The following is a 26,237-nucleotide window of genomic DNA, read 5'->3' on the forward strand; positions in this document are numbered from 1 at the left end:
GTCCCCTTTTTGGGTGACTGAGTATCAATACATCATTATAACTATGGTCTAAAGCCAAAGGTTATAATGCGAAGCAGGGCAGTAAGGTTTAACGCCCCAATGGGGCAATCAAAAATTGAAGGGGGTTTACATTTATGTCAGCAGATCAAAAAACAATGTCTAATGACGGGGTCATTAGAAAAGGCGACTATATCCCGATGGGTAAAAAAACTGTGCTGGGTATTCAACACGTATTTACCATGTTTGGGGCTACTGTATTGGTGCCTTTGCTAACAGGTTTTAATGTTTCTGTCGCATTATTTGGTGCAGGAGCCGGTACTTTATTATTCCACCTTATGACTAAAGGGAAAGTGCCAGCATTTCTTGGTTCGTCCTTTGCCTTCATCCCTGTAATTATTGCTGCAGGACAAATGGGGGGAGTAGAACAGGGCAGTGCAGAGTATATAGCTAACTTACAATATGCTCAGGGTGGTTTGGTTGTAGCAGGAATTATCTATGTTATTTTAGCCCTTATCATTAAATTAGTGGGACCTGAATTAATTCATTCCTTGTTCCCACCTATTGTTACAGGACCGATTATTATGGTTATTGGATTAAACTTAGCTCCAACAGCTATTGATATGGCATCTTCTCATTGGTTATTGGCATTTATTTGCTTAGTTACGGTAACAGTGGTTAATATTTATGGTAAAGGATTTATTAAAGTATTGCCAGTACTGTGCGGATTGGGCGTTGGGTATATTGCTTCTGCATTATTAGGAGTTATAGATTATACTCCAATTAAAGAAGCCGCTTGGCTTTCTGTACCAGCTTTCACTATGGCTAAGTTTAGTGCAAAGGCACTTACCATCATTGCTCCTGTAGCCATTGTAACAGTAGTAGAACACGTGGGGGATGTTTTGGCTATTGGAGCTACTGTAGAGGAAGATTTTGTGGCAGATCCTGGAATTCACCGTACATTAATGGGAGACGGTATTGCCACGGCTATGGCAGGTATGATTGGAGCACCAGCGAATACCACCTATGGAGAAAATACTGGAGTATTAGCTTTAACTAAGGTATGGGATCCAGCTATCATGAGAATTGCTGCAGTTTTTGCTATAGCTATCGCTTTTATTGGTAAAATTGGTGGTCTTATTTCCACAATACCTTCTGCGGTAGTAGGAGGAATTTCCATTATTTTATTTGGTATGATTGCTTCCATTGGTGTTAGAACAGTAGTAGAAAATAATGTGGACTTTAAAGCTTCTAGAAACTTAATTATTGCTTCTGTTATTTTAGTATTAGGTATTGGTGGAGCAGTATTTGAAATACCACTTGGCGACAGTCCAATACAATTTTCTGGTATGGCATTAGCAGCTGTTGCAGGCATAATTCTTAATAAAGTTTTACCATCAGCTGAAAGTGAGCAATAATGAAACTCTAACTACAATATAACCTGCTTCGTAAAAAACTCCTATTCTAGAATAGGAGTTTTTTCATTGGAGTTAAATAGAAACAATATTGTTTATCTACAATACATAATAGAATTTTTAGTAAGGTTGTAAATATTATACAAAGGAATTGCATATACTTTGTAGAATATCCTTACAATATAATACCATCATTTAATAGATTAATAGATTTATGGGAAAATAGTTATAGTCAATATCTAAAGAAAACCGATAATGATCTATAATCCTTGTAGAATAATGATAAAATATGATTTAAATAGCCATCATAAGGTATGAATATAAAGAAAGCTTTTTTATAAGAAAAAGGTGAGAAAATGTTGATATATGATAGTTTGGAAATAAATGGTTTTCCCAGCATAATCTCTTTAGTGGGAGGGGGAGGCAAATCTACGACTATGTATAGATTTGCCCAGGAATTAAGCCAAAAGGGCAAAAAAGTGTTGGTTACTACCACCACTCATTTGGCCTTACCCAAGGATAATGAAGTGGAAAAGCTGGTGATTCAACCCGACTACTTAAAAGCTATAGAGGAATTACATAGCTGCTTTGAAAAGCATTTCATAGTTGGTTTAGCAACCACAAAGGTGAGAGAAGATAAGATAAAGGGAATTTCAGTAGATTGGGTTGGAAAAATCAAAGAAGAAAACATAGCAGATGTTATTCTTGTGGAGGCAGATGGTGCCAATAGAAAACCCTTTAAGGCCCATGCTAGCCATGAACCAGCCTTGCCTGAAAAAAGTGATGTGGTTATTATAGTGGTTGGAATAGACGCCTTAGGAAAACCGATTACAGAACAATATGTCCATCGGCCAAAAAATATATTGAACATTCTTCATCTAGGGGAGGAAGAACAAGATACTATTCTCACCAAAGAAATGATGGCAGAAGTCATTTTACACAAAAAAGGTCTATTGAAGAAAGTTGAACAGGAAAGCAAAGTCTTTGTACTTATTAATAAAATTGATGAAAAATCTATAGGACAAGCAGAAGAACTAGCCCAGATTATTTTATCTCGGGATCATCCCAAGAATTTTAAAATCCTGTTGGGACAGGTGCAAAATCCCCTTAATCCAATACTACAAAGAGTGGAGGAGAAGGAAAAATGGTAGGAGGCGTAATATTGGCTTCAGGGATGTCCGAGAGATTTGGACAAAACAAACTCCTTATGCCCTTAGGCCATCAAAGCATAGTAGAAAATGTCATTGACCAGGCTATAGAATCCAAATTAAAAGGGGTATATTTAGTATATGGACATCATGAAAGAGAATTTGAAGAGATTGCTCGAAAAAAAGGAATATCCCTTATCTATAATCCAGATTATGCCCTAGGACAAAGTAAGAGCGTAAAAAAAGCAGTAGAAAATATAGAGGGAGATGTACAGGGATTAATGTTTTTATTGGGGGATCAACCCTTTATTGGGAAAAAAACCATTAATTTATTAATAGATACATTTTCTCACTATCCCCAGGATATTGTTCTACCGACTTTTAATGGGAATAGGGGAAACCCTGTAATTTTTAGTCAGAGTTTTTTTGAAGAGATGAAAACACTACAGGGAGATAAAGGGGCTAGAGAGATTATTAAAAAATATCCCCATAGAATAGTGAAGGTTCCTATTGCTGAAGAAATGGAAAACTACGATATTGATACTCAAGAAGATTATCAAAAAGCCATAGAATACAGGAGGGATCAGGATGGAAGTTTATAAAAAAGCCATTGATCTGGAAGAACAAGGAAGGGCCTTTGCCATAGCCACGGTTATTTCCTCTGGTGGTTCCACCCCTAGAAAATCCACAGCAAAAATGCTTATAGAGGAAGATGGCTCCATTACTGAAACCGTAGGCGGGGGGCCGGTGGAAAAGGAAGTCATCCAAGAGGCTCTGAAGGCTATTAAAGAGGGGAAATCCAAATTAGTTTCTTATGAATTAAATAAAGAGGTTCAAGGTGGATTAAATATGAATTGTGGAGGAAGTATGCAAGTCTTTATTGAAGTCATCCATCCCAGACCTACCGTAGTGTTAATAGGTGGAGGCCATGTAAACTATGCCTTATCAAAATTAGTAGATTTTTTGGGCTTTGATCTTATGGTGGTAGATGATCGAAAGGAATATTGTAATGAGCAAAGATTTCCTACGGCCAAGAGATTGATGATCGTAGAGGATTATACAAAGGAGTTACAAGAGCTAAAACTTCATAAAAACCACTATGTAGTTATAGCCACTAAGAATGATGACGGACCTAGTTTGAAAGGAGTCATTAGATCAGGGGCAGACTACATAGGAATGATTGGTAGTAAAAGAAAGGTGAAAAAAATCTTGGATGATCTATTGGCAAAGGGGTATTCCCAAGAGGAACTTGATAAAGCTCATGCTCCAATAGGCCTGGATATAGGAGCTGAAACTCCAGAAGAAATAGCTATTAGTATTATGGGAGAATTAATCAAAGCAATAAAGGGTGGTTCAGGTCAATCTTTAGTAGAATTGAGGAGATTTTAATGAAGAATTTAATTGTAATGCGGGGCGGGGGAGATATTGCTAGTGGAATTGCTCATAGACTAGTAATGGCTGGATTTCCAGTGGTTATTTTGGAAGTGGAAAAACCTACCATGGTAAGAAGAACAGTATCCTTTGCCCAAGCCATTTATGATGGGGAAATGATTATAGAAGGAATAAAGGCTAAACTGGCAAAAAGTCCAGAGGACGCTATAGATATGATAGATCAAGAGATTTTACCGATTTTAATTGATCCTAAGGGAGAGTCTATAGAAAAGCTAAAACCCTTGGCCATAGTGGATGCAATCCTGGCAAAGAAAAACTTGGGTACCCATAAGGACATGGCTTCCATAGTCATAGGAGTGGGACCGGGATTTACTGCAGGTGAGGATGTTCATGCCGTAATAGAAACCATGAGGGGACATTTTTTGGGCAGGGTTATTTTAAAAGGGCAAGCCATACCCAATACCGGTGTGCCAGGGGAAATAGGCGGACATGATATCGATAGGGTTCTTAGAGCGCCTATTGAAGGAGAATTTAAAGCCACCAGAAAAATAGGGGATATCGTAAAGAAAGGCGAGATTGTGGCCTATGTAGGAGAAAAGCCCGTACCTGCTACCATATCTGGTGTGCTCAGAGGTCTATTACAGGATGGATTAGCAGTGACCCCCGGTTATAAGATAGGCGATATTGATGCTAGGGATGTGGCAGAACATTGTTTGACCATTTCAGATAAAGCTCGTTCGGTAGGAGGGGGAGTACTAGAGGCATTATTGTATTTACAGTGCAGACGAGGTGATAAGCAATGTTAACAAATGCAGGTATTACGATAGAACAGGCTTTAAAATTAGACGCACTAAAGGGAGCGAAACTTATCGCAGGAGAAAGAGGTAAGGGCAATGCTATTACCCAGATAAATATCATGGAGGTACCGGATATTGGGGATTGGGTAAAGGGGGGAGAGCTGCTTCTCACTACGGCCTATTCTATAAAGGATGACCCTATAGCACAAAAGGAATTAATTCCTAAGCTTCATGAAAAAGGATTAGCTGGGCTGGCCATAAAACCCCGAAGATATTTGAAATCTATTTCAGAGGATATGATTAAAACGGCTGAATCGTTGGGGTTCCCCCTTATTGAACTACCCTTTGAGGCTTCTTTTACTGATATTATGAACCCTATTTTAGCAGAAGTATTAAATAAACAAGCTGCCCTATTGACCACTCTAGAGGAAGTTCATGGACAATTGATGAATATATTATTGGCTGGCGGAGAATTAAAAGATATTAGTGATGCTCTAGCAAAGATGGTAAAAAACCCTGTGGCCATTCAGGATAATTTATTTAATAACACAGTAGTTTCCCTATATAGAGAAAACCCGGAACTACGAGAAGAGTTAATGGTCAAGGCTCAAAAACAACAGGGAATATCCTCCCGCTATTATCAACTGCACAGGCACCAACGCACCGAAGATGAGGTAGGGGGAAAAACGGTTACTAAAGTTATCATGCCTATAGTGGCAGGAAATAAGACCTATGGGTATATTATTGTATGGGAGACGAATGCTAAGTTGGAAGTAGTGGATATGAGAACCATTGAAACCTCATCAGCCATAGCAGCTTTGGATGTCATGAAGGAAGTTGCCATTTTAGAAGTAGAAAAAAGACATAAAATAGAATTTATTGAGGATCTACTATCTCCTGATCAGAGTCTGCAGAAGCTGGCAATTGAAAGAGGACCTATTTTTGGATTAGAATTTGGCAAAGACTATGTGGTTATGGTGATTAGTCTAGATGATTTTGAAAAATCCTTTAAAAAGACACCCAATAATGCGGAATTTATTCAACAATATAAGAACCGTATTCAACAAAGCATTCAAAGCACAGCACAAAAGCACAATCAAAAAATAATTATGGGTGATAAAAGCGATAGTCTAACTATTTTATTAGCCGTTGACCCCTTAATGGATAGTAGTGATGTAAAAAATAAAAGTATTGACTTGGGAAAAAACATTATAGAGGTGGTAAAAAAGGCTTTTCCTGAAATAGAGATATCTATTGGCATTGGAAGGTATTATTCTAAGATAGAAGAATTATACAAAAGCTATCAGGATGCCAAGAAATCCATAACCCTTGGGAAATTATTTAACCAAGATAAAGTTGTACATTTTGATGATCTTGGGATTTATAGACTCCTATATTATGAAAATTTAAAACCAGAGTTAAGACGCTTTTATACAGAAACCCTAATGCCCCTGGTAGAATATGACAAAGCCAAGGATACAGAGTTAGTGAAAACTTTGCAGTCTTATTTCGAAAATAACGGCAACCTAAAAAAGATTTCAAAGCAATTATTTACCCATTACAATACCATTTTATATAGAATTCAGCGAATTGAAGAAATATGTCATGTCAACCTTCAAGATGCCCACCAACGTTTAAATTTAGAAATTGCTCTTAAAATTATGTATATCATAGATAAAAAATAAAAAATAAGGAAGAATATAAGAAGATAACAAAAAAAAGTTCAAAGCTTGAAACTTCTTTATATATATTTAACAAAGGGAAACCATCTAAAAAATAGAATTTAATAATAAGAGAGATGAGGTAATCACAGCAAAGATAAGGGATGAAATAAAATGATAAATGCGGTTAGTATAAGTACTAGGGTAGAGAAAATAATTGATGATAAAACCGTAGAAGGATTTATTCATTCAGTTTTTGATCAAGCTTGTAACATTCAACTAGCTGACAATAATTTGATTGGGTTGATTTCAAGTAAATATGGAGATAATCCTTATAGCATTTCTCTAGATTTAGCAGCTGGACAAACAATGAAAAGCTTATCTTTACAGCAAGGAATGAAAGTGATCATAAATCGAGAGAGAATTCGAAGTGTGGTAGGAGCTTTTCATATTAATCTCCAAAATACCATTAGCTGGGATCCCTCATTGGTCACTGATTTTCAACACAGATTGGGAAAAGCCCAATTAAAAAATAATCTTCGTATCGTTCTAAGAGTCTTGATTGAACAGGGAAATTTTTACGGAATAGGCCCCCTAGTTTTTGAGTATCCTGAGGTTATAAAGTTCTATAATTATCAAGAATTGGGAAAAGATTTTTCGGGTAATCATTACAGCGAGTTTATAGCCCCAAGAATAAAAGAACTGATGTACGGGATTGTTGAAAAAGAAAAATCCCTAATCCAAAATATGTTAAAGAGAATTGTAGGATTTGGTCCTGGATTAACCCCTTCAGCAGATGATCTGCTGGTGGGTATGATGGCAGCTCTCTACTATGTAGGCCAATATTGCCAGGAGGATTTAAAGGTTATTTCCTATCTCAAGGATGGCCTTATCAAAGAAATTACAAATCAAACCACATTGGTAAGTCAGCAAATGCTCATTGCAGCCACCAGAGGTGAGTTCGCAAGACCTATTAAAGAGTTATGTATAGCTCTAGTTACTTCAGAGAATAAAAAAGATCTAGAAAAAGCGGTACAAGAGGCCATTAACTTAGGTTCCACTTCAGGAACAGATACAATGGTGGGCTTATTATTAGGAGCTTTTATCATCTACAACTATTATGTATAAGTATAAAGGAGGAAAAACATGGCAGTACATGTGCAAGTAAAGAAAAACACATATTATGATTCTGTAACATTGATGATTATTACTAAAGAAGTAAAGAATGTACCTGGTGTAAAAGAAGTATTAGTAGGTATGGCAACAGATCTAAACAAAGAACTAAGTGGCAACTTAAACCTATTAACACCAGAGATTGAAGAATTAACAAACAATGATTTCTACATTACCGTAGACGCAGAAAGTGAAGAAGCCTTTAATCATGCCGTAGAAAAAGTAGATGAGTTATTAAATAAAAAAGCAGAGGATCAAGCAGGGGATTACAAACCACCAACTTTTGATTCTGCTTATAAAACCATGTCTGATGCAAATCTAGCGGTTATCTCCATTCCTGGAGAATATGCGGCAGCTGAGGCAAGAAAAGCCTTAGAAAAAGATATGCACGTTATGTTATTTAGTGATAACGTTCCATTGGACCAAGAATTAGAATTGAAAAAATACGCCCATGATAAAGGACTATTGGTGATGGGACCTGACTGTGGTACCGCAATCCTAAATGGTATCCCTCTATGTTTTGCAAACGTAGTAAAAGATGGAGACATTGGAATGGTGGGAGCCTCTGGAACAGGAATCCAAGAAGTATCCGCCATTATAGGGAAATTAGGAAGTGGAATTACCCAAGCCATTGGAACCGGTGGACGTGACTTGAAAACAGAAATTGGCGGAATCATGATGTTAGATGGCATCCGTGCCCTACAAAATGACCCTAAAACAAAAGTCATAGTGGTTATCTCCAAACCCCCAGCAAAAGAAGTTATGGAAAAAGTACTCGGTGCTTTAAAAGAATCCGAAAAACCAGCAGTAGTACACTTTATTGGTGGAGACCCAGAAGTAGCAAGAAGTCATGGAGCTTATGCAGGACTTACTTTAGAAGATACCGCTTACAAAGCTGTAGCCTTATCTAGAGGAGAAGAAGTAAAAGATGTAGTAGATTTCACAGTAGACAAAGCAGAACTAGAGAAAAAAGCCCAAGAGGAAGTAGGAAAATATGCTAAGGGACAAAAATACCTAAGAGGATTATACTCTGGGGGTACTCTAGCCTATGAAGCCTTAGAAATTATGCTGGAAAACGGAAAAGACGGATATTCCAATATTCCACTGAAAAAAGAATACAAACTACAAAACTCCTTCCAAAGTAAAGAACACACCGTACTTGACCTAGGAGAAGATGAGTTTACTGTAGGAAAACCTCATCCAATGATTGACCCATCAACAAGAATAGATGTTATCTTAAAAGAAGCCAAAGACCCAGAAGTAGCCGTAATCCTATTAGACTTTGTTATAGGATATGGAGCAAACCCAGACATTGTAGGAGAAATCTTACCAGGAATCCTTCAAGGAAGAGAATTAGCCCAAAAAGAAGGACGTCATATCACTTTTGTAGCCTTTGTATGTGGAACCAATGAAGATCCACAAAATCTAAAAGAGTGCGAAGCGAGACTTAGGGAAAATGGTGTCATTGTATTACCATCTAATGCACAAGCCATTCGTTTTAGCGAAAAATTAATTTCTAGCATTAAATAGTGGAGGGATAAAAAAATGAGCAAAATCAATGAATTGTTCGGTCAAGAGCTCAAAGTCATCAACATGGGCCTAGAGTCCTTTGGAAATGACCTAAAAGATCAAGAAATCAAAACCGTCATCATGAACTGGAAGCCACCAGCAGGTGGAAACAAAAAGATGATGTCTTTACTTTCAAAATTAAAATAAATAATTAAAACAATTGGGAGGAATACACAAATGGTAATGCAAAGAATTGAAGAAGCCAACAAAAAAACCATGGAGATTATCTTAAATGGTCAACCTACTCTTGTAGGCATCGGAACTGCATTAGATACAGTGCCTGGAATGACTGAAAAGACATTATTACATGCAGGACCACCACTAAAATGGGAAAATGCCAGTGGACCAATGAGAGGGGCTATGATGGGTGCACTTATTTATGAAGGACTTGCATCCAATGAAGAAGAAGCCGTAAAATTATTAGAATCTGGTGAAATTACATTAGATCCATGTCATCATCATGATGCAGTAGGACCTATGGCTGGGGTTATGTCTCCATCTATGCCTGTATTTATCATAAAAAATGAAAACTATGGAAACTATGCCTACTGTACATTGAATGAAGGTTTAGGAAAAGTTTTAAGATTCGGTGCTTATTCACAAGAAGTTATTGATAGATTAAAGTGGATGGAAGGAACATTAGGACCTGTATTGAAGGAAGCTCTTGCACTTCATGGACCAATGGACTTAAAAACCTTAATTGCTCAAATGCTTCAAATGGGCGATGAAGGTCATAATAGAAATAAATCCGGTACAGGAATGTTTATTAGAGCCATAGCTCCTTATGTAGCTGAAACAAACTTTGATAAAAAAGATATTGTAGATGTACTAAAGTTTATGGACTCCAATGACCACTTTGCTCTTAACCTGACTATGCCAGCATGTAAATGTACACTAGACGCTGCTAAGGGTATTCCTTATAGCACTATTGTTACTACTCAAGCTAGAAATGGTACTGAATTTGGTATCAGAGTATCAGGTATTGAGGGTGGAGACCGATGGTTTACTGCACCAGCAGAATTTATCGATGGATTATATTTCCCAGGATATTCTCAAGACGATGCTAACCCAGATATTGGAGATAGTGTTATTACAGAAACTACAGGTATTGGTGGATTTGCCATGGCAACTGCACCAGCTATCGTTCAATTCGTTGGTGGTACTCCACAAGATGCTGTAAACTATTCAACTTCTATGTATGAAATTACAGCTGCAGAAAACAATGTATATACAATGCCTTTCTTAAACTTCAGAGGTACTGCAACAGGTATTGATATAAGAAAAGTAGTAGAAACAGGAATCAGACCTGTAATTAACACAGGTATTGCTCATAAAGATCCAGGTGTGGGTCAAGTAGGAGCAGGTATTGTACATCCTCCAATGAAGTGCTATGAAGATGCTTTAGAAGCCTTTGTAGGGATGTTAGAAGAAGAAGGATTAGTTTAAAAGTTTAGAGTCAGGGCTTTTGCCCTCCTCTAATTTTAAAAATAGATATAAAAAACAATTATAGGAGGTGAATCCATTGACCAAAAAACCCTTAGAAGGTATAAAGGTTTTGGATTTAACCAGAGTATTAGCTGGCCCTTATTGTACAATGGTATTAGCCAATTTAGGTGCCGAGATTATAAAAGTTGAGCGTCCTGGTAGTGGAGATGATGCCAGAGCCTTTGGACCCTTTGTCAATGGTGAAAGTATATATTTCGTAAGTATTAACAGAGGAAAGAAAAGTATTGCAGTTGACCTAAAGTCTGAAGAAGGCAAAAAGCTTTTATTAGATTTAATTAAAGAAGTAGACGTAGTGACAGAAAACTACCGTCCAGGGACAATGGAAAAATTAGGATTAGGATATGATGTATTAAAAGAAGTTAATCCAAAGATCATCTATGCCGCTATGTCAGGTTTTGGACATTCTGGCCCCTATTCCCAAAGAGCAGCATATGATATGATTGTTCAGGGTATGGGAGGTATTATGAGTATCACTGGCCAACCAGGTGGCGAGCCTACCCGTGTAGGTACCTCTGTAGGAGATATCACAGCAGGATTATTTGGAGCTATCGGTATTCTGTCTGCCCTTTATGGAAGAAACCTTACAGGAAAGGGTCAAAAAGTAGATGTAGCTATGCTAGACGGTCAATTAGCCATCTTAGAAAATGCCATTGCCCGTTATACTTCTACCCAAGAAGTACCAGGTCCTCTAGGAGGAAGACATCCATCTATTACACCCTTTGAAACCTTTAAAACAAAAGATACCTGGGCTATTTTAGCTGCAGGAAACAATGCTCTATGGGCTAAGTTTTGTAAGGCTGTAGGCAGAGAAGAATTAATTGATGATGCTCGATTTGCAAATAATGGCGATAGAACCAAGAATCATGATATACTAAAACCAATACTCGATGAAATATTTGTCCAAAAGACTACAGCAGAGTGGATGGAACTTCTAAACAAGGTTGGAGTGCCAGCTAGCCCAATCAATACAGTAGAAGATTTATTTAAAGATCCACAGGTTGAGGCAAGACATATGTTAGTAGAGGTTGAGCAACCTAAGGTTGGAAAAATTAAGGTAGCAGGTAACCCAATTAAGTTATCTACTATACCAGCAGAACAAGAGGTTCCAATGGATCCTGCTCCATCTATTGGTCAACATACAGAGGAAATTTTAAAATCTCTGTTAGGAATGGATGAAGATGGGGTAAAAAAACTAATGGACACAAAAGTAATAGAATAATCTTGTGATAACCCTGGAGATTTATCCCGGGAATCAATAAATATTTAAAATTTGAAAGGAGATTTTCAATATGAACATTGAAAGTTTTTGGAACGAAAATGTTAAGATGTATGATTTATCACAAAAATTAAGTCATTTAACTCCACCATGGCCTACTTATGAGCCATTACAGGTTAAATTCTTCAAGAGATTATCCCCAAATGGAGCTAATGGTATGTTAGTTACCCATTCAAACCATGTTGGTACTCACCTAGATGGCCCATTACATTTTGATACAGCAGGAAGAGATCTAGCTTCCATAGAACTAGAAAAATTAGTTGGACCAGCTGCTATTGCAGACTTATCTGATATGGCTGAAGATTTTGGTATCTATACTCCACAAGACATTATGGATAGAGTTGAAGTGAAAAAAGGAGATATCCTTATCATTAAAACTGGATACTGTAAATATGCATGGGATGAGCCAGAAGCTGATGAAAAAAGATATATGGTAAGACATCCTGGTCCATCTCTAGATTTCATGGACTGGGCTCATGAAATGGAACTTAAATGGATTGGTGTTGACTGTGGATCCGCTGACCACCCAATGAATACTAAAATCCGTGACTGGGAACCACAAGAAGCAGCAGCATGTGATGCTTATATGCAAAAGAAATATGGTAAAACATTAAATGAAGTGTATCCATGGCCAGAGCAATACCAAGCAATGCACCTTCAAATGTTCCCTAAAAAGTATGGAGAAATCATCCATGCTGAGTGTATGGGTGGAGATCTTGTAGATTTAACCAGCAGAAGAATGGTTATTGGAGTTTTCCCATGGAGATGGGAAGGCGGAGAATCCTGTATCGCTCGTATTGTTGGATTTGACAATAAGTAAGAATACAAATAACGAATTAGAGATCAGATGGTATTTATACCATCTGATTTTTTTATTGTGATATAGAAAAGGTGATATAGAAAAGTTAGTCTTACTAGGCAGGGACCCTCCCCCTTTGCTTTATCCATTTTCCCACATTTCCCTCATTTTACCAGTGAAGTTTACATAATATTTTAGTATAATATATGCTGGCAGTTACTCTAATAGAAAAGGGGGAAGAGTAACATGAAAAGAATAGGAAGGATAAACAGGAGAAAAAAATCCATCTTGTTTTTATTTCTAATCAGTGCCCTATTACTGGCCTATTTTAACCTCAATAGGTTGATTACCCATATAGAGAAGGTACAAAGTAATGTCCTTATTTATAGATTAGAGGATTATGAAATAGAACAATCAGATGAATTTAGCTTCTATTATAAAGAGAATGATAGACAATATATGCAGAATATAATCAAAACATCCCAGGATATGATAAAAAGCGTAAATAAAAATATGAAACAAGATACTCCCGTAAAGTTTAATATGGTGATCTATCCAGATTCCATGGAAATGAATAAAGGATTAAGATTGCCTTCAGGAGAAGAAACTCTAGGTGCATATTATGGAGGCAATATATTTTTACTATCTCCTAGGCAATTAAATCTAGAAAATAACAAAATAGAAAACATCATTCTTCATGAATATACTCACCTTTTAGTAGAAGAAAAAACCAAAGGAAATCATCCTATATGGTTTACAGAAGGCATAGCTCTATACCAAGAGTACAGTATTACCGGCTATGAGTGGGGGAAAGGATATCGTTTCCCCATGGATACCCCTCTATATTTAGAACAGCTGGAAAGGCATTTTAATGAAGTAGATACTTTTGCAGCTTATAGAGCTTCATTTTTAAGAATACAGTATTTAAGCGAAAGATATGGAAAGGATGCTCTTTTAAATATTATGGATAAAATGGGAGAAAATAAAAGCTATGATGAAGCTGTACAAAGCATCTTGGGCAAAAGCAAAAATCAATTGGAAAATGAGTTTATGCTATGGTATCATGGTTAAATTTATGGTAAACTTTAATAGAAAATTATAAATAGAATAAAAAAAGGAAATCCCCTATTTTTACACTATAATTAGGGCAATAGGGGAAATAGACGCAAAAATTCACAAAAATTGTAATAGAGGATAAAAGAGACCATAAAAAACTAGGATGTAAACCTGCTGTGTTAGAAAATAAAAGATTTTCAATAGAGAAATCTAATATTTTAGATTTTGGGAAAACAAGATCAACTAGCACAACAAATGATTTTATGACAGGATGAACAAGTTATTTAAGGAAAAAATTCTACAGTAAAAAAGTATATGCATACGAAGGGATGGTGAGTACTTAAAATATATCTAGATATATTTTAGGGAATACAAATGGAAAAGTTACTCATAAAGAGTGGAAATAAACTACAGGGAAAAATAAGAATTAGTGGAGCAAAGAATGCCGCGGTAGCTATTATACCCGCTGCAATTTTATCAGGAGATATTTGTTTTATCGAAAACTTACCCAAGATCAATGATGTAAGACAGTTGGAACAAATCCTTTTACAATTGGGAGCAGAAGTAGAACATAATCATTTTTCTAAGATGAAGATCAATGCCAGTACCATAAACAATTATGAAGCTTTGGGAGATAGTGCCCGTAGTATGAGGGCATCTTATTATTTTTTAGGAGCGATGTTAGGTAGATTTGGAAAGGCAGCGGTATCTCTGCCAGGGGGATGTAATATTGGCGTACGTCCTATTGATCAGCATATTAAAGGTTTTGAGGCCCTAGGAGCTAAGGTGACTATTGAACATGGAGTAGTAAGGGCAGAAGCTAAGGAGCTAATCGGTGCATCGATTTATTTAGATGTTATAAGTGTGGGGGCTACCATCAATATTATGCTGGCAGCGGTAAAGGCCAAGGGAGTAACCACCATAGAAAATGCCGCCAAAGAACCCCATGTGGTTGATGTGGCTAACTTCTTAAATGCTATGGGAGCCGATATTAAAGGGGCAGGCACAGATGTAATAAAAATAAACGGTGTAGAGGAATTGCATGGGTGTGATCACATGGTTATCCCTGATCAAATAGAGGCAGGTACCTATATGATCGCAGCAGCAGCTACCCAGGGCAATGTCACTATTGAAAATGTGATTCCTTATCATTTAGAGTCCATTTCCGCTAAGCTTATGGAAATGGGTGTAGTGATAAAAGAATATGATGATAGTGTACAGGTCATTGGAAAAGAACGTCTAAAGTCAGTGGACCTAAAAACTTTACCCTATCCTGGTTTTCCTACAGATTTGCAACAGCCCATGAGTGTTTTATTAACCATAGCAGAGGGAACAAGTGTTGTTACCGAAAGCATATGGGAAAATCGTTTCCGTCATGTGGGAGAGCTAAAAAGAATGGGAGCCAATATTAAAGTAGAAGGTAGAGTTGCTGTTATAGAAGGAGTAGAAAAACTTTCAGGTGCAGAGGTACAAGCTACCGATTTAAGAGCAGGTGCAGCTATGGTCATTGCAGGCTTGATAGGAGAGGGCGAGACCCTAATTAGTAACCTGATTCATATCGATCGAGGATATGAAGGCTTAGAAGAGAAAATGCTAAGTCTAGGAGGCAATATAAAAAGAATACAAGCCTAAAAGAAAGAAATATGAAATCTTGTCATTGAGGTGCATTAAATGCGCGCCTCTTTTTTGCCTAGAAAGAATTACCTTGAAAAAAGGGGATGTTATGACCATGAAAATCTGTAGTATTGCCAGTGGTAGCAGTGGCAATTGTATATATGTAGAATCAGGAAAAACTAAGGTATTAATTGATGCGGGTTTAAGTGGAAAAAGGATTACCCAGGGATTGGGACAAATAGGAGTGGATGGTGAAGATTTAGATGGGATATTGATTACCCATGATCATAGTGATCATGTTAAGGGAGTGGGCATCCTATCTCGAAAATATAATATTCCAATTTATTCAAATGTATCCACATGGGAAGAAATAAAGCAAAAAATGGGTAAAATAAACCCAGAACATATTCAACATTTTCAAAGCAATAAATCCTTTGATATTAAGGACTTTCACATAAAACCCTTTCCTACCTCTCATGATGCCTGTGACTCTGTAGGATTTTGTCTCTATGGAAATAATAAAAAAATAAGTATAGCAACGGATTTGGGGTATATTAGTAAAGATATTCTAGAGGAGCTTACGGGATCCGATATGGTGATTTTAGAAGCCAATCATGATGAAGAAATGTTAAAGGTAGGACCCTATCCGTGGTATTTAAAAAAACGAATCCTAGGGGAGCAAGGCCACCTCTCGAATGAAAGTGCAGGCAATGCTTTGGTAAAGCTAGTAGAAAAAGGACTAAAAAAGGTATTACTAGCCCATTTAAGTAAGGAAAACAACTTTCCTGAGCTAGCCTACCAGACCGTATATAATATTTTGCAGGAAAACAAAATAAATATAAATAAAGATATCGCATTAGATATTGCCAGTAGAGAGCAAATTAGTGCTCTTTATTGTCTATAAATACTACAGCCCAAAGGAAGTCATTATCTAATGATTTTGTTTGGGTTGATATTTAATTTTTTATTTTGGGGGTGTTATTTATGGAACAATATCCTGATTATAGGCCACCAAGGAAGAAAAATTCCACATTAAAGTATCTATCTATAGCCATGCTAGGGGCAATTATTGGGGGGATCATTGTGGCCTTTGTATCCTCCTTCTATCTGAATCATAGGATCACCCAGCTTACCAAAGATGGGGTTTTACCGAATCAGGTAGGACAATCGGGACAACAACAGATTGTATATCCAGAGGGAGAAAATATCACTGTGGCCCAAGCAGTAGCAGATAAGGTCATGCCGGCTGTTGTGGGCATACAGGCCATAAAAGTTACAAGGGATATCTTTATGGGATCAAAAGAGACTGGAGGTATTGGAACGGGGGTTATTGTTAGCCCCGATGGGTTGATCTTAACCAACCATCATGTCATCACAGATAATCCCAAGGAAATTACTGTACAATTAAAGGATGGTAGAGAGTTAAAGGCTGAAGAAATATGGTCTAATGCCACCCTAGATTTGGGTGTCATTAAGATTGATGCCAATAATTTACCAGTAGCTGAGTTGGGAGATTCTGATCAAATTAAGGTAGGACAAATGGCATTGGCCATTGGAAACCCCCTAGGGATGAGATTTGAAAGGACGGTCACTTCGGGAATTATTAGTGCATTAAATAGAAGTATTATGACCGAGAGCAATATAGTCGAGGACCTCATTCAAACGGATGCCTCTATTAACCCAGGGAATAGTGGTGGTCCCCTATTAAATGACAAGGGGCAAGTCGTGGGGATTAATACCTTTAAGATACAGACAGGGGAAGGATTAGGATTTGCCATTCCCATCAATGTAGCCAAACCCATTATTGATCAAGTGATAAAATATGGTGAGTTTAAACCCTCTATTTTAGGAATACAAGGTCTAGATAGAGAAATCGCCAGCTATGTTGAAGAAGAGATTGAAATAGATAAGGGTATTTTGATCATGGATATAGAAAGGGAGAGTGGTGTTTATAAGGCAGGCCTTAGGCAAGGTGACATCATTACCCACATTGATGGAAAAGAAGTAAATACCATGATACAATTGCGAACAGCCCTGTATGAACATCTTCCTGGAGAAGAAGTAAGTATTAAATATCTTAGGAACAATAGCGAAAAAGAGGCTAAGATCACACTACAGCAAGGTGAATAGCATGCCGGAGAAAGAAACCCCTTATATAAGGAGTTTCTTTTCTTTCTTGTATAATAGGGAAGTAGCTTTGCTATTTTTCTTTTGAAGGGATTGTCCATAATGAAAATAAAAATAATATCGGTGGGAAAATTAAAGGAAGATTATTTAAGAGAAGCTGTAGAGTATTATAAAAAGTTGGTTAGAAAACAACATGTATTAGAGGAGTTAGAGATTAATGATGAAAAGGCTCCGGAGAACTATAGCCAAAGCCAAATTGAAAAGGTAAAGGAAAAAGAGGGCCAAAACATAGTAGACCATATTCAAGATAGAGATTATATTATTGCTTTAGATATAAAGGGGAAAACATATACCACTCATAAATTTCAGGAAAGAATATCTTTTATCTCTAAACAAGGGTATGGGGGAATAGTTTTTATTATAGGGGGATCTAATGGATTATCACCTCAAGTACTCAATAAAGCCAATGAAAAAATATCCTTTTCCCCCATGACTTTTCCTCATCAACTCATGAGAATTATTCTTTTAGAACAATTAGCTAGAAATAGGATGAAAAGATGATTGACTGTGAAAATGTTGGAAATAGATATAAGTAGTATAGAAGACAGGATTTTTTGGAATGACTACAATTTGTAGTACAATAGACTAGTAAGAATAAATAAGATAATAGTGATGTTTAATTTATAGAAATTTGGAGTGGATAAATGATGAAAAAATGCTCAGTTTGTAAGAAAAATATGGCGATTATCTTCGCCACCCAAATGGATAAAGATAAAACTGAAATGAAGGGTTTATGCATGCAATGTGCCAAGAAGATGGGCCTACCCGTTATGGACCAGCTTATGCAACAAACAGGAATGTCAGAGGAAGACTTAGAAGTGCTAACTGAAGAAATGGGCAATATGTTTGAAGACGTAGATAAGGAAGAAGATTCAGAAGAGAATTTACCTCTGATGAACATGATCAAAAACTCTTTTCCTTTTTTAAATAAGGAAAATGCCCAAGAGACGAGCAACCAAAAAAATACAGATGCCCATACAAGAGAAAAACAAGAAAATCCCTCTAAGAGTAGAAAATTTAAAAAGAAAAAGAAACATCTAGACCAATATGGGATTAATCTTATTGATCGAGCAGAGAAGGGTGAGATTGATCGGATCATTGGGAGAAATAAGGAAATTGATCGTGTCGTACAGATCTTAAACCGGAGAAGCAAAAATAATCCCATCCTTATTGGAGAGCCTGGCGTAGGGAAAACCGCCATTGCAGAAGGATTGGCCGTTAGAATTATAGAAAAACAAGTGCCAGCAAAACTTTATCATGCAGAGGTTTATCTTTTAGATATGACGGCCATCGTGGCCGGTACCCAATTTAGGGGACAATTTGAAGGGCGTATGAAGGCTATTATTAAAGAAGCTCAGGAATGTGGGAATATTATTTTGATTATTGATGAGATACACAATATTATGGGGGCAGGAGAGGTACATGGTGGGGTAATGAATGCTGCCAATATCTTAAAACCTGCTTTAGCCCGGGGCGACATTCAAATCATGGGAGCTACCACCTTGGAGGAATATAGAAAGCATATCGAAAAGGATTCGGCTTTAGAAAGAAGATTTCAACCTGTATTGGTGGAAGAGCCTACTATAGAAGAAACCATTGAAATATTAAAGGGAATAAGACATTATTATGAGAACTATCATCATGTAAAATTATCTGATCCAGTTTTAGAAACGGCGGTAAAACTCTCAGAAAGATATATTACTGATCGGTATTTGCCTGACAAGGCTATTGATGTAATCGATGAGGCAGGGTCCAGGGTTAATCTAAAAAATAAAGGCCTAATAGAATTAGAATCCCTTAGACAACAATTGGTAAGCATTCAAGAGGAAAAGGAAAAAGCAGCTTTGGATAATGATTTTGAAAAGGCAGCACAATGCAAAGTAGATGAGATTAGTATCCAAAATAAAATTCAAGAAACAGAGGAAAATAGCCAAAGAGAAATTACCACAGAGGATATTGCTCATGTCATCGAGGCCTGGACCAATATCCCAGTACAAAAAATTACAGAGGAAGAAGCCAGGAAATTATTAGATTTAGAAAGTAGACTACATGAAAGAATTATCGGGCAGGAAGAGGCAGTAAAACATTTGGCCCGTTCCATTAGAAGAAATCGTTCTGGATTTAGAAAGAAAAAGAAACCCGCATCTTTTATCTTTGTAGGACCTACAGGAGTGGGGAAAACCGAAGTGGTGAGAGCCTTATCCACAGAACTCTTTGGTAGTGAAGAGGCTATGATTCGTATTGATATGTCAGAGTATATGGAAAAGCATACGGTATCCAAATTAATTGGTTCTCCTCCAGGGTATGTAGGCTATGATGATGGAGGGCAACTCACAGAGAAAGTCAGAAGAAAGCCTTATTCAGTCATTCTATTAGATGAGATTGAAAAGGCCCATCCCGATGTATTTAATATGTTATTACAAATATTAGAAGATGGAAGACTTACTGACAGTCAGGGCAGAATCACTTTCTTTGAAAATACCATTATTGTCATGACCTCTAATGCAGGTAGTCACTTAAAATCTGGTGGTTTTGGATTCAACAAAGAAGGCTATGAGCACATGGAAAATCGGGTGAAAGAAGTGCTAAGGGAGACCTTCCGCCCAGAATTTTTAAACAGAGTGGATAATGTCATTGTATTTTCCAAACTTACTAAAGAAGAATTACGACAAATTATCGATCTTATGTTGCAGGAAGTATTAGACTCTGCCAAGGAACAAGAAATGACCATAGAAGTAGCAGAAGATGTGAAGGATTTTATATTGAAAAAGGGCTATGATGAAAGATATGGGGCCCGTCCCTTGAGAAGAGCCATACAAGAATATATCGAAGATGAAGTCGCAGAAGCCTTCCTACAAAAAAGATTTCAAGCAGGAGATAATATTCGAGTGACATTGAGAGAAGGTAAAATTGAATTACAATAGGAAAAAAGCAAAGAGTATTCTAGAATATTCTTTGCTCACCTTTTTTATTGATTAAGGTGGAAGCAACCTTTAATTTGTTATAAAATAGATAAGGAATGTTTCATCATGAAATTGTGAAGGAAAATAGGGGGTAGGTCTATATTTTACTATTTGAGGTAAAATGCTAGAGGACATAGGATATCTCCAGGACTCAAAACAGGAGGGAACTTACATGGAATTAATGGAAATTATAAAGGCGATTATCCTTGGTATTGTACAAGGGATTACCGAATGGCTACCAGTGAGTAGTACGGGACATCTGATATTGGTAGAGGAGTTTGCCAAATTTAAGCTATCCCCTGCATTTATTAGTACTTTTTTTGTGGTCATTCAATTTGGTTCTATATTGGCCGTCATTGTATTATTTTTTAGAAAACTAAATCCCTTTGACAGACATAAAGTAATGAGAGAAAGACGAGAAACTATAAGTCTATGGATGAAAATTGCGGTGGCAACTATACCGGCAGGTATTATTGGATTTTTATTTGATGATATCATAGAAGAGGCCTTGTATAATCCGACTACAGTTGCTTTGATGCTGATTGTATACGGTGTATTATTCATCATTGTAGAAAACAGACGGAAAAGACCCTATGTAACAGATCTTAATGAATTAAGTTATGTTACTGCCATAGGTATTGGTTTATTTCAAGTGTTGGCACTAATCCCAGGAACTTCCCGTTCTGGAGCTACTATTTTAGGAGCCGTTTTATTGGGTACATCTAGAACAATCGCAGCAGAGTTTTCCTTTTTCTTAGCTGTACCAGTAATGATTGGTGCCAGTGGATATAAGTTATTAAAGGCAGGCATGGCTTTTACAGGGCTGGAATGGATTGTTTTAGGTGTAGGCTCTTTAGTGGCATTTTTAGTATCTATAGTAGCGATTAAATTTCTTCTGAGCTACATCAAAAGAAATGATTTCAAAGCCTTTGGATATTATAGGATTTTCCTTGGAATAATAGTATTAGCATATTTCTATTTTATGGTATAAATAAAATAAATAGCAAAAACCTCCCATAGGGATGAAAGTTTTCATCCCTATGGGAGGTTTTATTAAAAAAATCAGCGATGCGAGGAGGAGTAAAAATGAACATAGATTTTATAGGCGTTCCCTTGTTTTACGGTTGTGACAGAAAAGGTGTGGAAAAAGGACCAGATAAATTACGAGAAAAGAGCGCAATTGAAGTGATTAGGAATCATATGGAGGTTTATGATTTAGGGAATATTTATGCTCCTGATGCTTGTGATGAGGACAAGTTCATATGTCATAGTAAAATGAAGTATTTACAGGAAATTGCGGATATCAATACCAACTTGGCTCACCAAGTATATCTTTCTTTACATGCTGGAAATTTTCCATTAGTTATTGGTGGAGATCATGCCCTAGGATTGGGAAGTATATCAGGAGTTAGTAAACATTTTGACAACATAGCTGTAGTATGGATAGATGCCCATGGGGATATCAATACTCCCGAGACCTCACCATCGGGAAATGTCCATGGAATGCCCTTATCTGCTGCGATGGGCGTAGGATATTCTACCCTCAGGAATTTATATTTTGAAGGTAGGAAGGTAAAACCAGAAAATGTCCATATTATTGGGGTTAGGGACTTGGATGAGGGAGAAGTTATGCTCGCCAAAGAAGAAAATATTAATCTATACACCATGGAAGAAATTAAGGAAAAAGGACTTTCCGCTGTGTTGGACAAGATGATCAGGAAGATAAAAGGCAGTCATGTAGATGCTGTACATATGAGCTTTGACCTAGATGCCATGGATGGAGAACTTGTTCCCGGGACAGGATTACCTATACCTGATGGTTTTACAGAAGATCAAGTGAAAGATATATTTAAATCTCTTTTAGATACCGGACTTGTGAGTTCTATGGATCTGGTAGAATTAAACCCAGTTCTAGATAAAGGGGATACCACTGCCGATTTATCCATAGAATTAATAGACTATGTGGTGAAAACAATGAAGGAAAAGCAATAAAAAAACAGGAGAGAGCTCTCCTGTTTTTTTATTTTGTAATGGCATTGGCCACCACCATCATAGGGTCAATAAGAGGCCTAGATAAATGATGGGGTTTTAGTGCTAGGGCAATTTCAGTGCACCCCGATATAATAAGTTCCGCCCCTTTATCCATAAGCTCCATACTGGCTTCCTTTAGAAGATTTAGGGGCTTATCACCAGTATTGCCGTTCTTTATCCCCTCATCACCATATATGGCTTCCATTACTTTCTGGACTTGAGTAGTAGAATCTGGATAAAGGACATTCATATTCGGCAGATATTTTGAAAATAGTCCTGTCTTTACTGTGCCGGATGTGGCCAATATTCCCACATTTTTCACATGGGGATAGTCATGCTCGATATATTTTCCTACCTCTACCAAGGCATTCATAATAGGATAGGATAGCTTTTCTTGTATTTCATCTATGAAATAATGGGAGGTTATACAGGGAAGACAGGCTATGTCTACATCTGATTTTTCTAAATTTTTTCCCGTTTCTACTAAAGCATCCACGGGACTTTGGCCAATGCCTAAAATGGCCTTTGTCCGATCAGGGATTTTGGCATTGCTATCGATAATCACTCGAAAGTGATCTTGATCTTTTTTCACCTTAGTTGCTTTAATAATCTTCATATATAAGTCTGCTGTGGCCTCGGGGCCCATACCTCCAATAATACCTATTATCTTATCATTCATAAAATTTCCTCCTGTGATTGAAGATCTGAAAGGATATTGATTAGACAATGCCTGCTACTCTATTTTCTAAAGGCTCAAATAATAAGTCGCGATCAAGGTCAGGACGATTTTTATATAATTGCTCTAAGGCCAATTGGGCACCGCAGTCCATACCTTGACACCCAGCTAAAAGAACTACATCTCCAGGAGACACGTGGGCAAGGGAATAATTTATAGCCTCGGGTAATTCCTCATATAAATGAACGGTAATGCCGGCCTTCTTCATGGTCTCTTGGAAGATGGCCAACTCTTCCTTTGTTACCTTATCCTTTTCAGAAACATGGGATTGACTCAAGGTAGCAATAACTTCTTTTATGCCTAGTTTATCAGCCCAATTCACAATGGCTTCTGCATTTTCCCTATTGGTAGTTACTCCACGTTTTCCTCGGAGGGCATAGACAAGGTTTAATTTATTATAATCCATGAAATTTAAGGTTTCTAAGGTGACATCAATATTTCCTGTATTGGCAAAATGGTCATCAATAATCTTGATGTCTTCATCAAAAATAAATTGGAAGCGACGTTCTACTCCCTTGAAGGTACTAAGAGCTCTTCGCATATTAGGAATAGGAATACCATTTAGCAATCCAATGGCTATGGCCACCATAGAATTATACACAGAGTGATAACCGGGTACCGCTAACCTTATTTTAAATTTCTTAGGTTTATATTCTATATCTCCTACTGTAAAAGGCTTTCTAATCTCTACGGTAAACTGAGCTCTACCAGTAGATAAATCCAAATCGGTACAACATAAATGCCCCTCCTTATTCTCTACGCCGAAGGTAAGCACTTGAGCCTCAGTTTTGTCTACTAAAGAGGCAGAATAAGGGCAATCTAGGTTTAAAATAGCCCATTGGTGTGCTTTAGCATTTCTGATTAAACTGGATTTGATATGAAAATATTCCTCAAAGGAACCATGTAAATCGATATGTTCTCTACTAATATTATTTAAGGTAACAATATCAAAATCTACGTTTCCAACCCTATTTAGCTCTAAAGCGGAAGAAGATACTTCCATTACTGTATGGGTCACATTTTCATCTCGCATTTGGGCAAAATAATGATGAAGGTCTAAGGATTCTGGTGTAGTCAAGACAGAGGGCTCCATATAGTCCCCAAACTTCACCATAACCGTGCCCACCAATCCTGTTTTCAATCCACAGGATTCCAATATGACATTGGTCATAAAGGAAGTAGAGGTTTTTCCATTGGTTGCCGTAATTCCGATCATCTTCATTTTTTGGGAAGGATGATTATAATAAAAATCACTAAGAGCAGCCAGAGCTTGTCTACTGTCTTTTACCTGAAATTGAGGGATATTCCAACCCTCTTGATACTCCTCTACAATAATGGCAACAGCCCCATTGGCAATTGCTTGCAGTATATATTGATGACCATCGGTTTGATAGCCTTTTATGCAGACAAATAAATCTCCAGTATTTACTTTTTTAGAGTGATAAGCTATTTCATGAATATCCATATCCTTTTCATTCCAGGATTTGATCACTTGAATAGATTCTAACAATTTATATAATTTCATCATTGGTCTCTCCTTTCTATTATTCAGGATTAGCCCTTGGTCTTGAATATCTTTCTAAAGCCTCTACCGAATAAGTCCCCTAAAAACACAAATCCCGGCTTAGGATCCTTCCAATCCCAAATAGCATAGGCCTTAGGTTGAAAATAGGATTTTAGGACTTGTCCAAATTTTAACTGGCCTGTTTCTAAATAATTTTTTACGGCTAAGAAATCTTCAAAGGCATACCAAAATACTAGGTTTGTATCTTGAGTAATGGCATAGGGCTTAACAGGATGTCCTGTTAACTCACTATAGCCCAGATAAGGCATGTTTATACCTGCCTTATCTAATAAGCTATTGAGATTGGTAGTACGTACATTAATTTCTATAAGATAAAACTTTCCTGTTTCTGCATCTTTTTTAAATTCTATTTCTGCGAAACCTTTAAAACCAATATCTTCTAAGAATTTTGCTCCAATGTCATAAAGTTCTGGGACATGTCTTTGACCGGTATAGACAGAGGCACCAAAATTAATGGGATACTGGCGAAATTTTTGACAAGTCATCCAATGGGTTACCTTAGCATCTTGATTGAGATAAGCATCAAAGGTGTACATATGATCATCAAAGCCAGGAATAATCCGTTGTACAATGACCTCCAGATTGGCATCCTGCGCCAGTTGTAATGAAGATTGCAACTCCTCCATAGTATAAACTTTAAAAAGTTTCTTTCTAAATTTAGATACAAAGGCTGGTGAGTCAGTAGGTTTTACTAGGCAGGGAAACTTAATGATTTCTTCTACCTTTTGTAGGAAATTCTCTTCATTTGGTCGTAAGGTTTCTGGTACCAACATACCATGCTTCTCAGCTAGGGCATGAAGAGTTTCTTTATTCATTACCTTTGTATATAGGCCTTGTTCAGTTTGAGGAATTAGGTAATATTCTTTTAAAATGTTTAAGTGTTCATCGATAAATTCTACATAGGGATCGGCGCCGGGGAATAATACAGGCGGACTATCTTGTTTTTTCCCATAGTCAATTAAAAAATTTAAAAAACCTGTAGAATCTTTTTTATAGTGAGGACCGATTAAAGTTTCCGTGCAATACTTTGAATGTAGTGCATAGCTACCCTTTGTAGAATAATCTACGGCCACCACCGGTATATCATGAATTCCTAAACAACGGATAATACTAAGTCCTATATAATAATTAGCCCCGAGAATTACTGCTTTAGATTTCATTATTTCACCCCATTATTTATTTCACTATACTCTGTTTAATTATTTTATTCTCCATGGAAATAATGAGTATACTAGATGTAAATGAGTCAAAACCCATCAAATATCCGCATTCTTGTCCATTATTTCAATAACACTATTTTAACATAAACCCCCCTATAAAGAAATAAATCAA

At 37.0% G+C, this 26,237-nt stretch carries 23 protein-coding genes; 20 read left to right on the top strand and 3 right to left on the bottom strand.

Features of this window, described 5'->3' with window-relative positions; all coding sequences use genetic code 11:
- The first annotated feature begins 134 nt into the window (after positions 1-134).
- The 20 genes from NSA47_RS09855 to rocF all read left to right on the top strand — a co-directional run bounded on the left by NSA47_RS09855 (position 135) and on the right by rocF (position 22,545).
- On the top strand, positions 135-1,415 hold the full coding sequence (locus NSA47_RS09855; protein ID WP_257531464.1) for a uracil-xanthine permease family protein: 1,281 nt from the start codon (positions 135-137) through the stop codon (positions 1,413-1,415).
- Positions 1,416-1,768: 353 nt separating this feature from the next.
- Positions 1,769-2,563 (top strand): selenium cofactor biosynthesis protein YqeC, encoded by a 795-nt coding sequence (yqeC, locus tag NSA47_RS09860; RefSeq protein WP_257531466.1) that lies wholly within the window; start codon positions 1,769-1,771, stop codon positions 2,561-2,563.
- Positions 2,557-3,162 (top strand): molybdenum cofactor cytidylyltransferase, encoded by a 606-nt coding sequence (gene mocA, locus NSA47_RS09865; RefSeq protein ID WP_257531468.1) that lies wholly within the window; start codon positions 2,557-2,559, stop codon positions 3,160-3,162. Before yqeC ends, mocA begins: the two co-directional genes overlap by 7 nt.
- A complete protein-coding gene (locus NSA47_RS09870) occupies positions 3,149-3,949 on the top strand; it encodes an XdhC family protein (RefSeq protein WP_257531470.1) in 801 nt (266 codons plus the stop codon). Before mocA ends, NSA47_RS09870 begins: the two co-directional genes overlap by 14 nt.
- Positions 3,949-4,758, top strand: coding sequence for a selenium-dependent molybdenum cofactor biosynthesis protein YqeB (gene yqeB, locus NSA47_RS09875; protein WP_257531472.1), 810 nt, complete (start codon positions 3,949-3,951; stop codon positions 4,756-4,758). The genes NSA47_RS09870 and yqeB overlap by 1 nt, the downstream gene beginning before the upstream one ends.
- Positions 4,752-6,434 carry a PucR family transcriptional regulator gene (locus NSA47_RS09880; protein ID WP_257531474.1) on the top strand — a complete coding sequence of 561 codons (1,683 nt, stop codon included), beginning with the start codon at positions 4,752-4,754 and terminating at the stop codon, positions 6,432-6,434. Before yqeB ends, NSA47_RS09880 begins: the two co-directional genes overlap by 7 nt.
- A 150-nt stretch (positions 6,435-6,584) precedes the next feature.
- Positions 6,585-7,538, top strand: coding sequence for an oxamate carbamoyltransferase subunit AllH family protein (locus tag NSA47_RS09885; RefSeq protein WP_257531476.1), 954 nt, complete (start codon positions 6,585-6,587; stop codon positions 7,536-7,538).
- 18 nt (positions 7,539-7,556) lie between these two features.
- The gene (gene fdrA, locus NSA47_RS09890; protein WP_257531479.1) at positions 7,557-9,113 is read left to right on the top strand and encodes an acyl-CoA synthetase FdrA; all 1,557 of its coding nucleotides are present in this window, start codon (positions 7,557-7,559) and stop codon (positions 9,111-9,113) included.
- Between the two features lie 15 nt (positions 9,114-9,128).
- Complete coding sequence (locus NSA47_RS09895) at positions 9,129-9,299, top strand: fdrA domain protein (RefSeq protein ID WP_257531481.1); 171 nt, start codon at positions 9,129-9,131, stop codon at positions 9,297-9,299.
- A 30-nt stretch (positions 9,300-9,329) separates the two neighbouring features.
- On the top strand, positions 9,330-10,598 hold the full coding sequence (locus NSA47_RS09900) for a YlbE family protein (protein WP_257531483.1): 1,269 nt from the start codon (positions 9,330-9,332) through the stop codon (positions 10,596-10,598).
- A gap of 76 nt (positions 10,599-10,674) precedes the next feature.
- Positions 10,675-11,877, top strand: a complete 1,203-nt coding sequence (locus NSA47_RS09905) for a CaiB/BaiF CoA transferase family protein (RefSeq protein ID WP_257531484.1) — start codon at positions 10,675-10,677, stop codon at positions 11,875-11,877.
- Positions 11,878-11,947: 70 nt separating this feature from the next.
- A complete protein-coding gene (locus tag NSA47_RS09910; protein ID WP_257531486.1) occupies positions 11,948-12,754 on the top strand; it encodes a cyclase family protein in 807 nt (268 codons plus the stop codon).
- A gap of 225 nt (positions 12,755-12,979) precedes the next feature.
- A complete protein-coding gene (locus NSA47_RS09915) occupies positions 12,980-13,804 on the top strand; it encodes a peptidase MA family metallohydrolase (RefSeq protein WP_257531489.1) in 825 nt (274 codons plus the stop codon).
- Positions 13,805-14,164: 360 nt separating this feature from the next.
- On the top strand, positions 14,165-15,421 hold the full coding sequence (murA, locus tag NSA47_RS09920) for a UDP-N-acetylglucosamine 1-carboxyvinyltransferase (protein ID WP_257531491.1): 1,257 nt from the start codon (positions 14,165-14,167) through the stop codon (positions 15,419-15,421).
- A 97-nt stretch (positions 15,422-15,518) separates the two neighbouring features.
- Positions 15,519-16,307: an MBL fold metallo-hydrolase gene (locus NSA47_RS09925; RefSeq protein ID WP_373370320.1), complete on the top strand. Its 789-nt coding sequence runs from the start codon at positions 15,519-15,521 to the stop codon at positions 16,305-16,307.
- A gap of 80 nt (positions 16,308-16,387) precedes the next feature.
- The gene (locus tag NSA47_RS09930) at positions 16,388-17,533 is read left to right on the top strand and encodes a S1C family serine protease (protein ID WP_257531493.1); all 1,146 of its coding nucleotides are present in this window, start codon (positions 16,388-16,390) and stop codon (positions 17,531-17,533) included.
- Positions 17,534-17,632: 99 nt separating this feature from the next.
- Positions 17,633-18,091 (top strand): 23S rRNA (pseudouridine(1915)-N(3))-methyltransferase RlmH, encoded by a 459-nt coding sequence (gene rlmH, locus NSA47_RS09935; RefSeq protein ID WP_257531495.1) that lies wholly within the window; start codon positions 17,633-17,635, stop codon positions 18,089-18,091.
- Between the two features lie 146 nt (positions 18,092-18,237).
- Positions 18,238-20,514, top strand: a complete 2,277-nt coding sequence (locus NSA47_RS09940; protein ID WP_257531497.1) for an ATP-dependent Clp protease ATP-binding subunit — start codon at positions 18,238-18,240, stop codon at positions 20,512-20,514.
- A 211-nt stretch (positions 20,515-20,725) separates the two neighbouring features.
- The gene (locus NSA47_RS09945) at positions 20,726-21,544 is read left to right on the top strand and encodes an undecaprenyl-diphosphate phosphatase (RefSeq protein ID WP_257531500.1); all 819 of its coding nucleotides are present in this window, start codon (positions 20,726-20,728) and stop codon (positions 21,542-21,544) included.
- Positions 21,545-21,639: 95 nt separating this feature from the next.
- Positions 21,640-22,545 (top strand): arginase, encoded by a 906-nt coding sequence (gene rocF, locus NSA47_RS09950; protein WP_257531502.1) that lies wholly within the window; start codon positions 21,640-21,642, stop codon positions 22,543-22,545.
- A gap of 28 nt (positions 22,546-22,573) precedes the next feature.
- Here the strand turns inward: rocF and cuyB are convergent, their stop codons facing one another.
- Genes cuyB through NSA47_RS09965 form a run of 3 tightly spaced genes read right to left on the bottom strand, consistent with a single transcriptional unit; the run spans position 22,574 to position 26,065 of the window.
- Positions 22,574-23,263, bottom strand: a complete 690-nt coding sequence (cuyB, locus tag NSA47_RS09955; protein ID WP_257531505.1) for a cysteate racemase — start codon at positions 23,261-23,263, stop codon at positions 22,574-22,576.
- A gap of 40 nt (positions 23,264-23,303) precedes the next feature.
- Complete coding sequence (locus tag NSA47_RS09960) at positions 23,304-24,845, bottom strand: Mur ligase family protein (protein ID WP_257531507.1); 1,542 nt, start codon at positions 24,843-24,845, stop codon at positions 23,304-23,306.
- Positions 24,846-24,874: 29 nt separating this feature from the next.
- The gene (locus NSA47_RS09965) at positions 24,875-26,065 is read right to left on the bottom strand and encodes a carboxylate--amine ligase (RefSeq protein WP_257531509.1); all 1,191 of its coding nucleotides are present in this window, start codon (positions 26,063-26,065) and stop codon (positions 24,875-24,877) included.
- Positions 26,066-26,237: the final 172 nt, after the last annotated feature.

It is taken from the genome of Irregularibacter muris (genome assembly GCF_024622505.1).
Classification (GTDB): Bacteria; Bacillota; Clostridia; order Eubacteriales; family Garciellaceae; genus Irregularibacter; species Irregularibacter muris.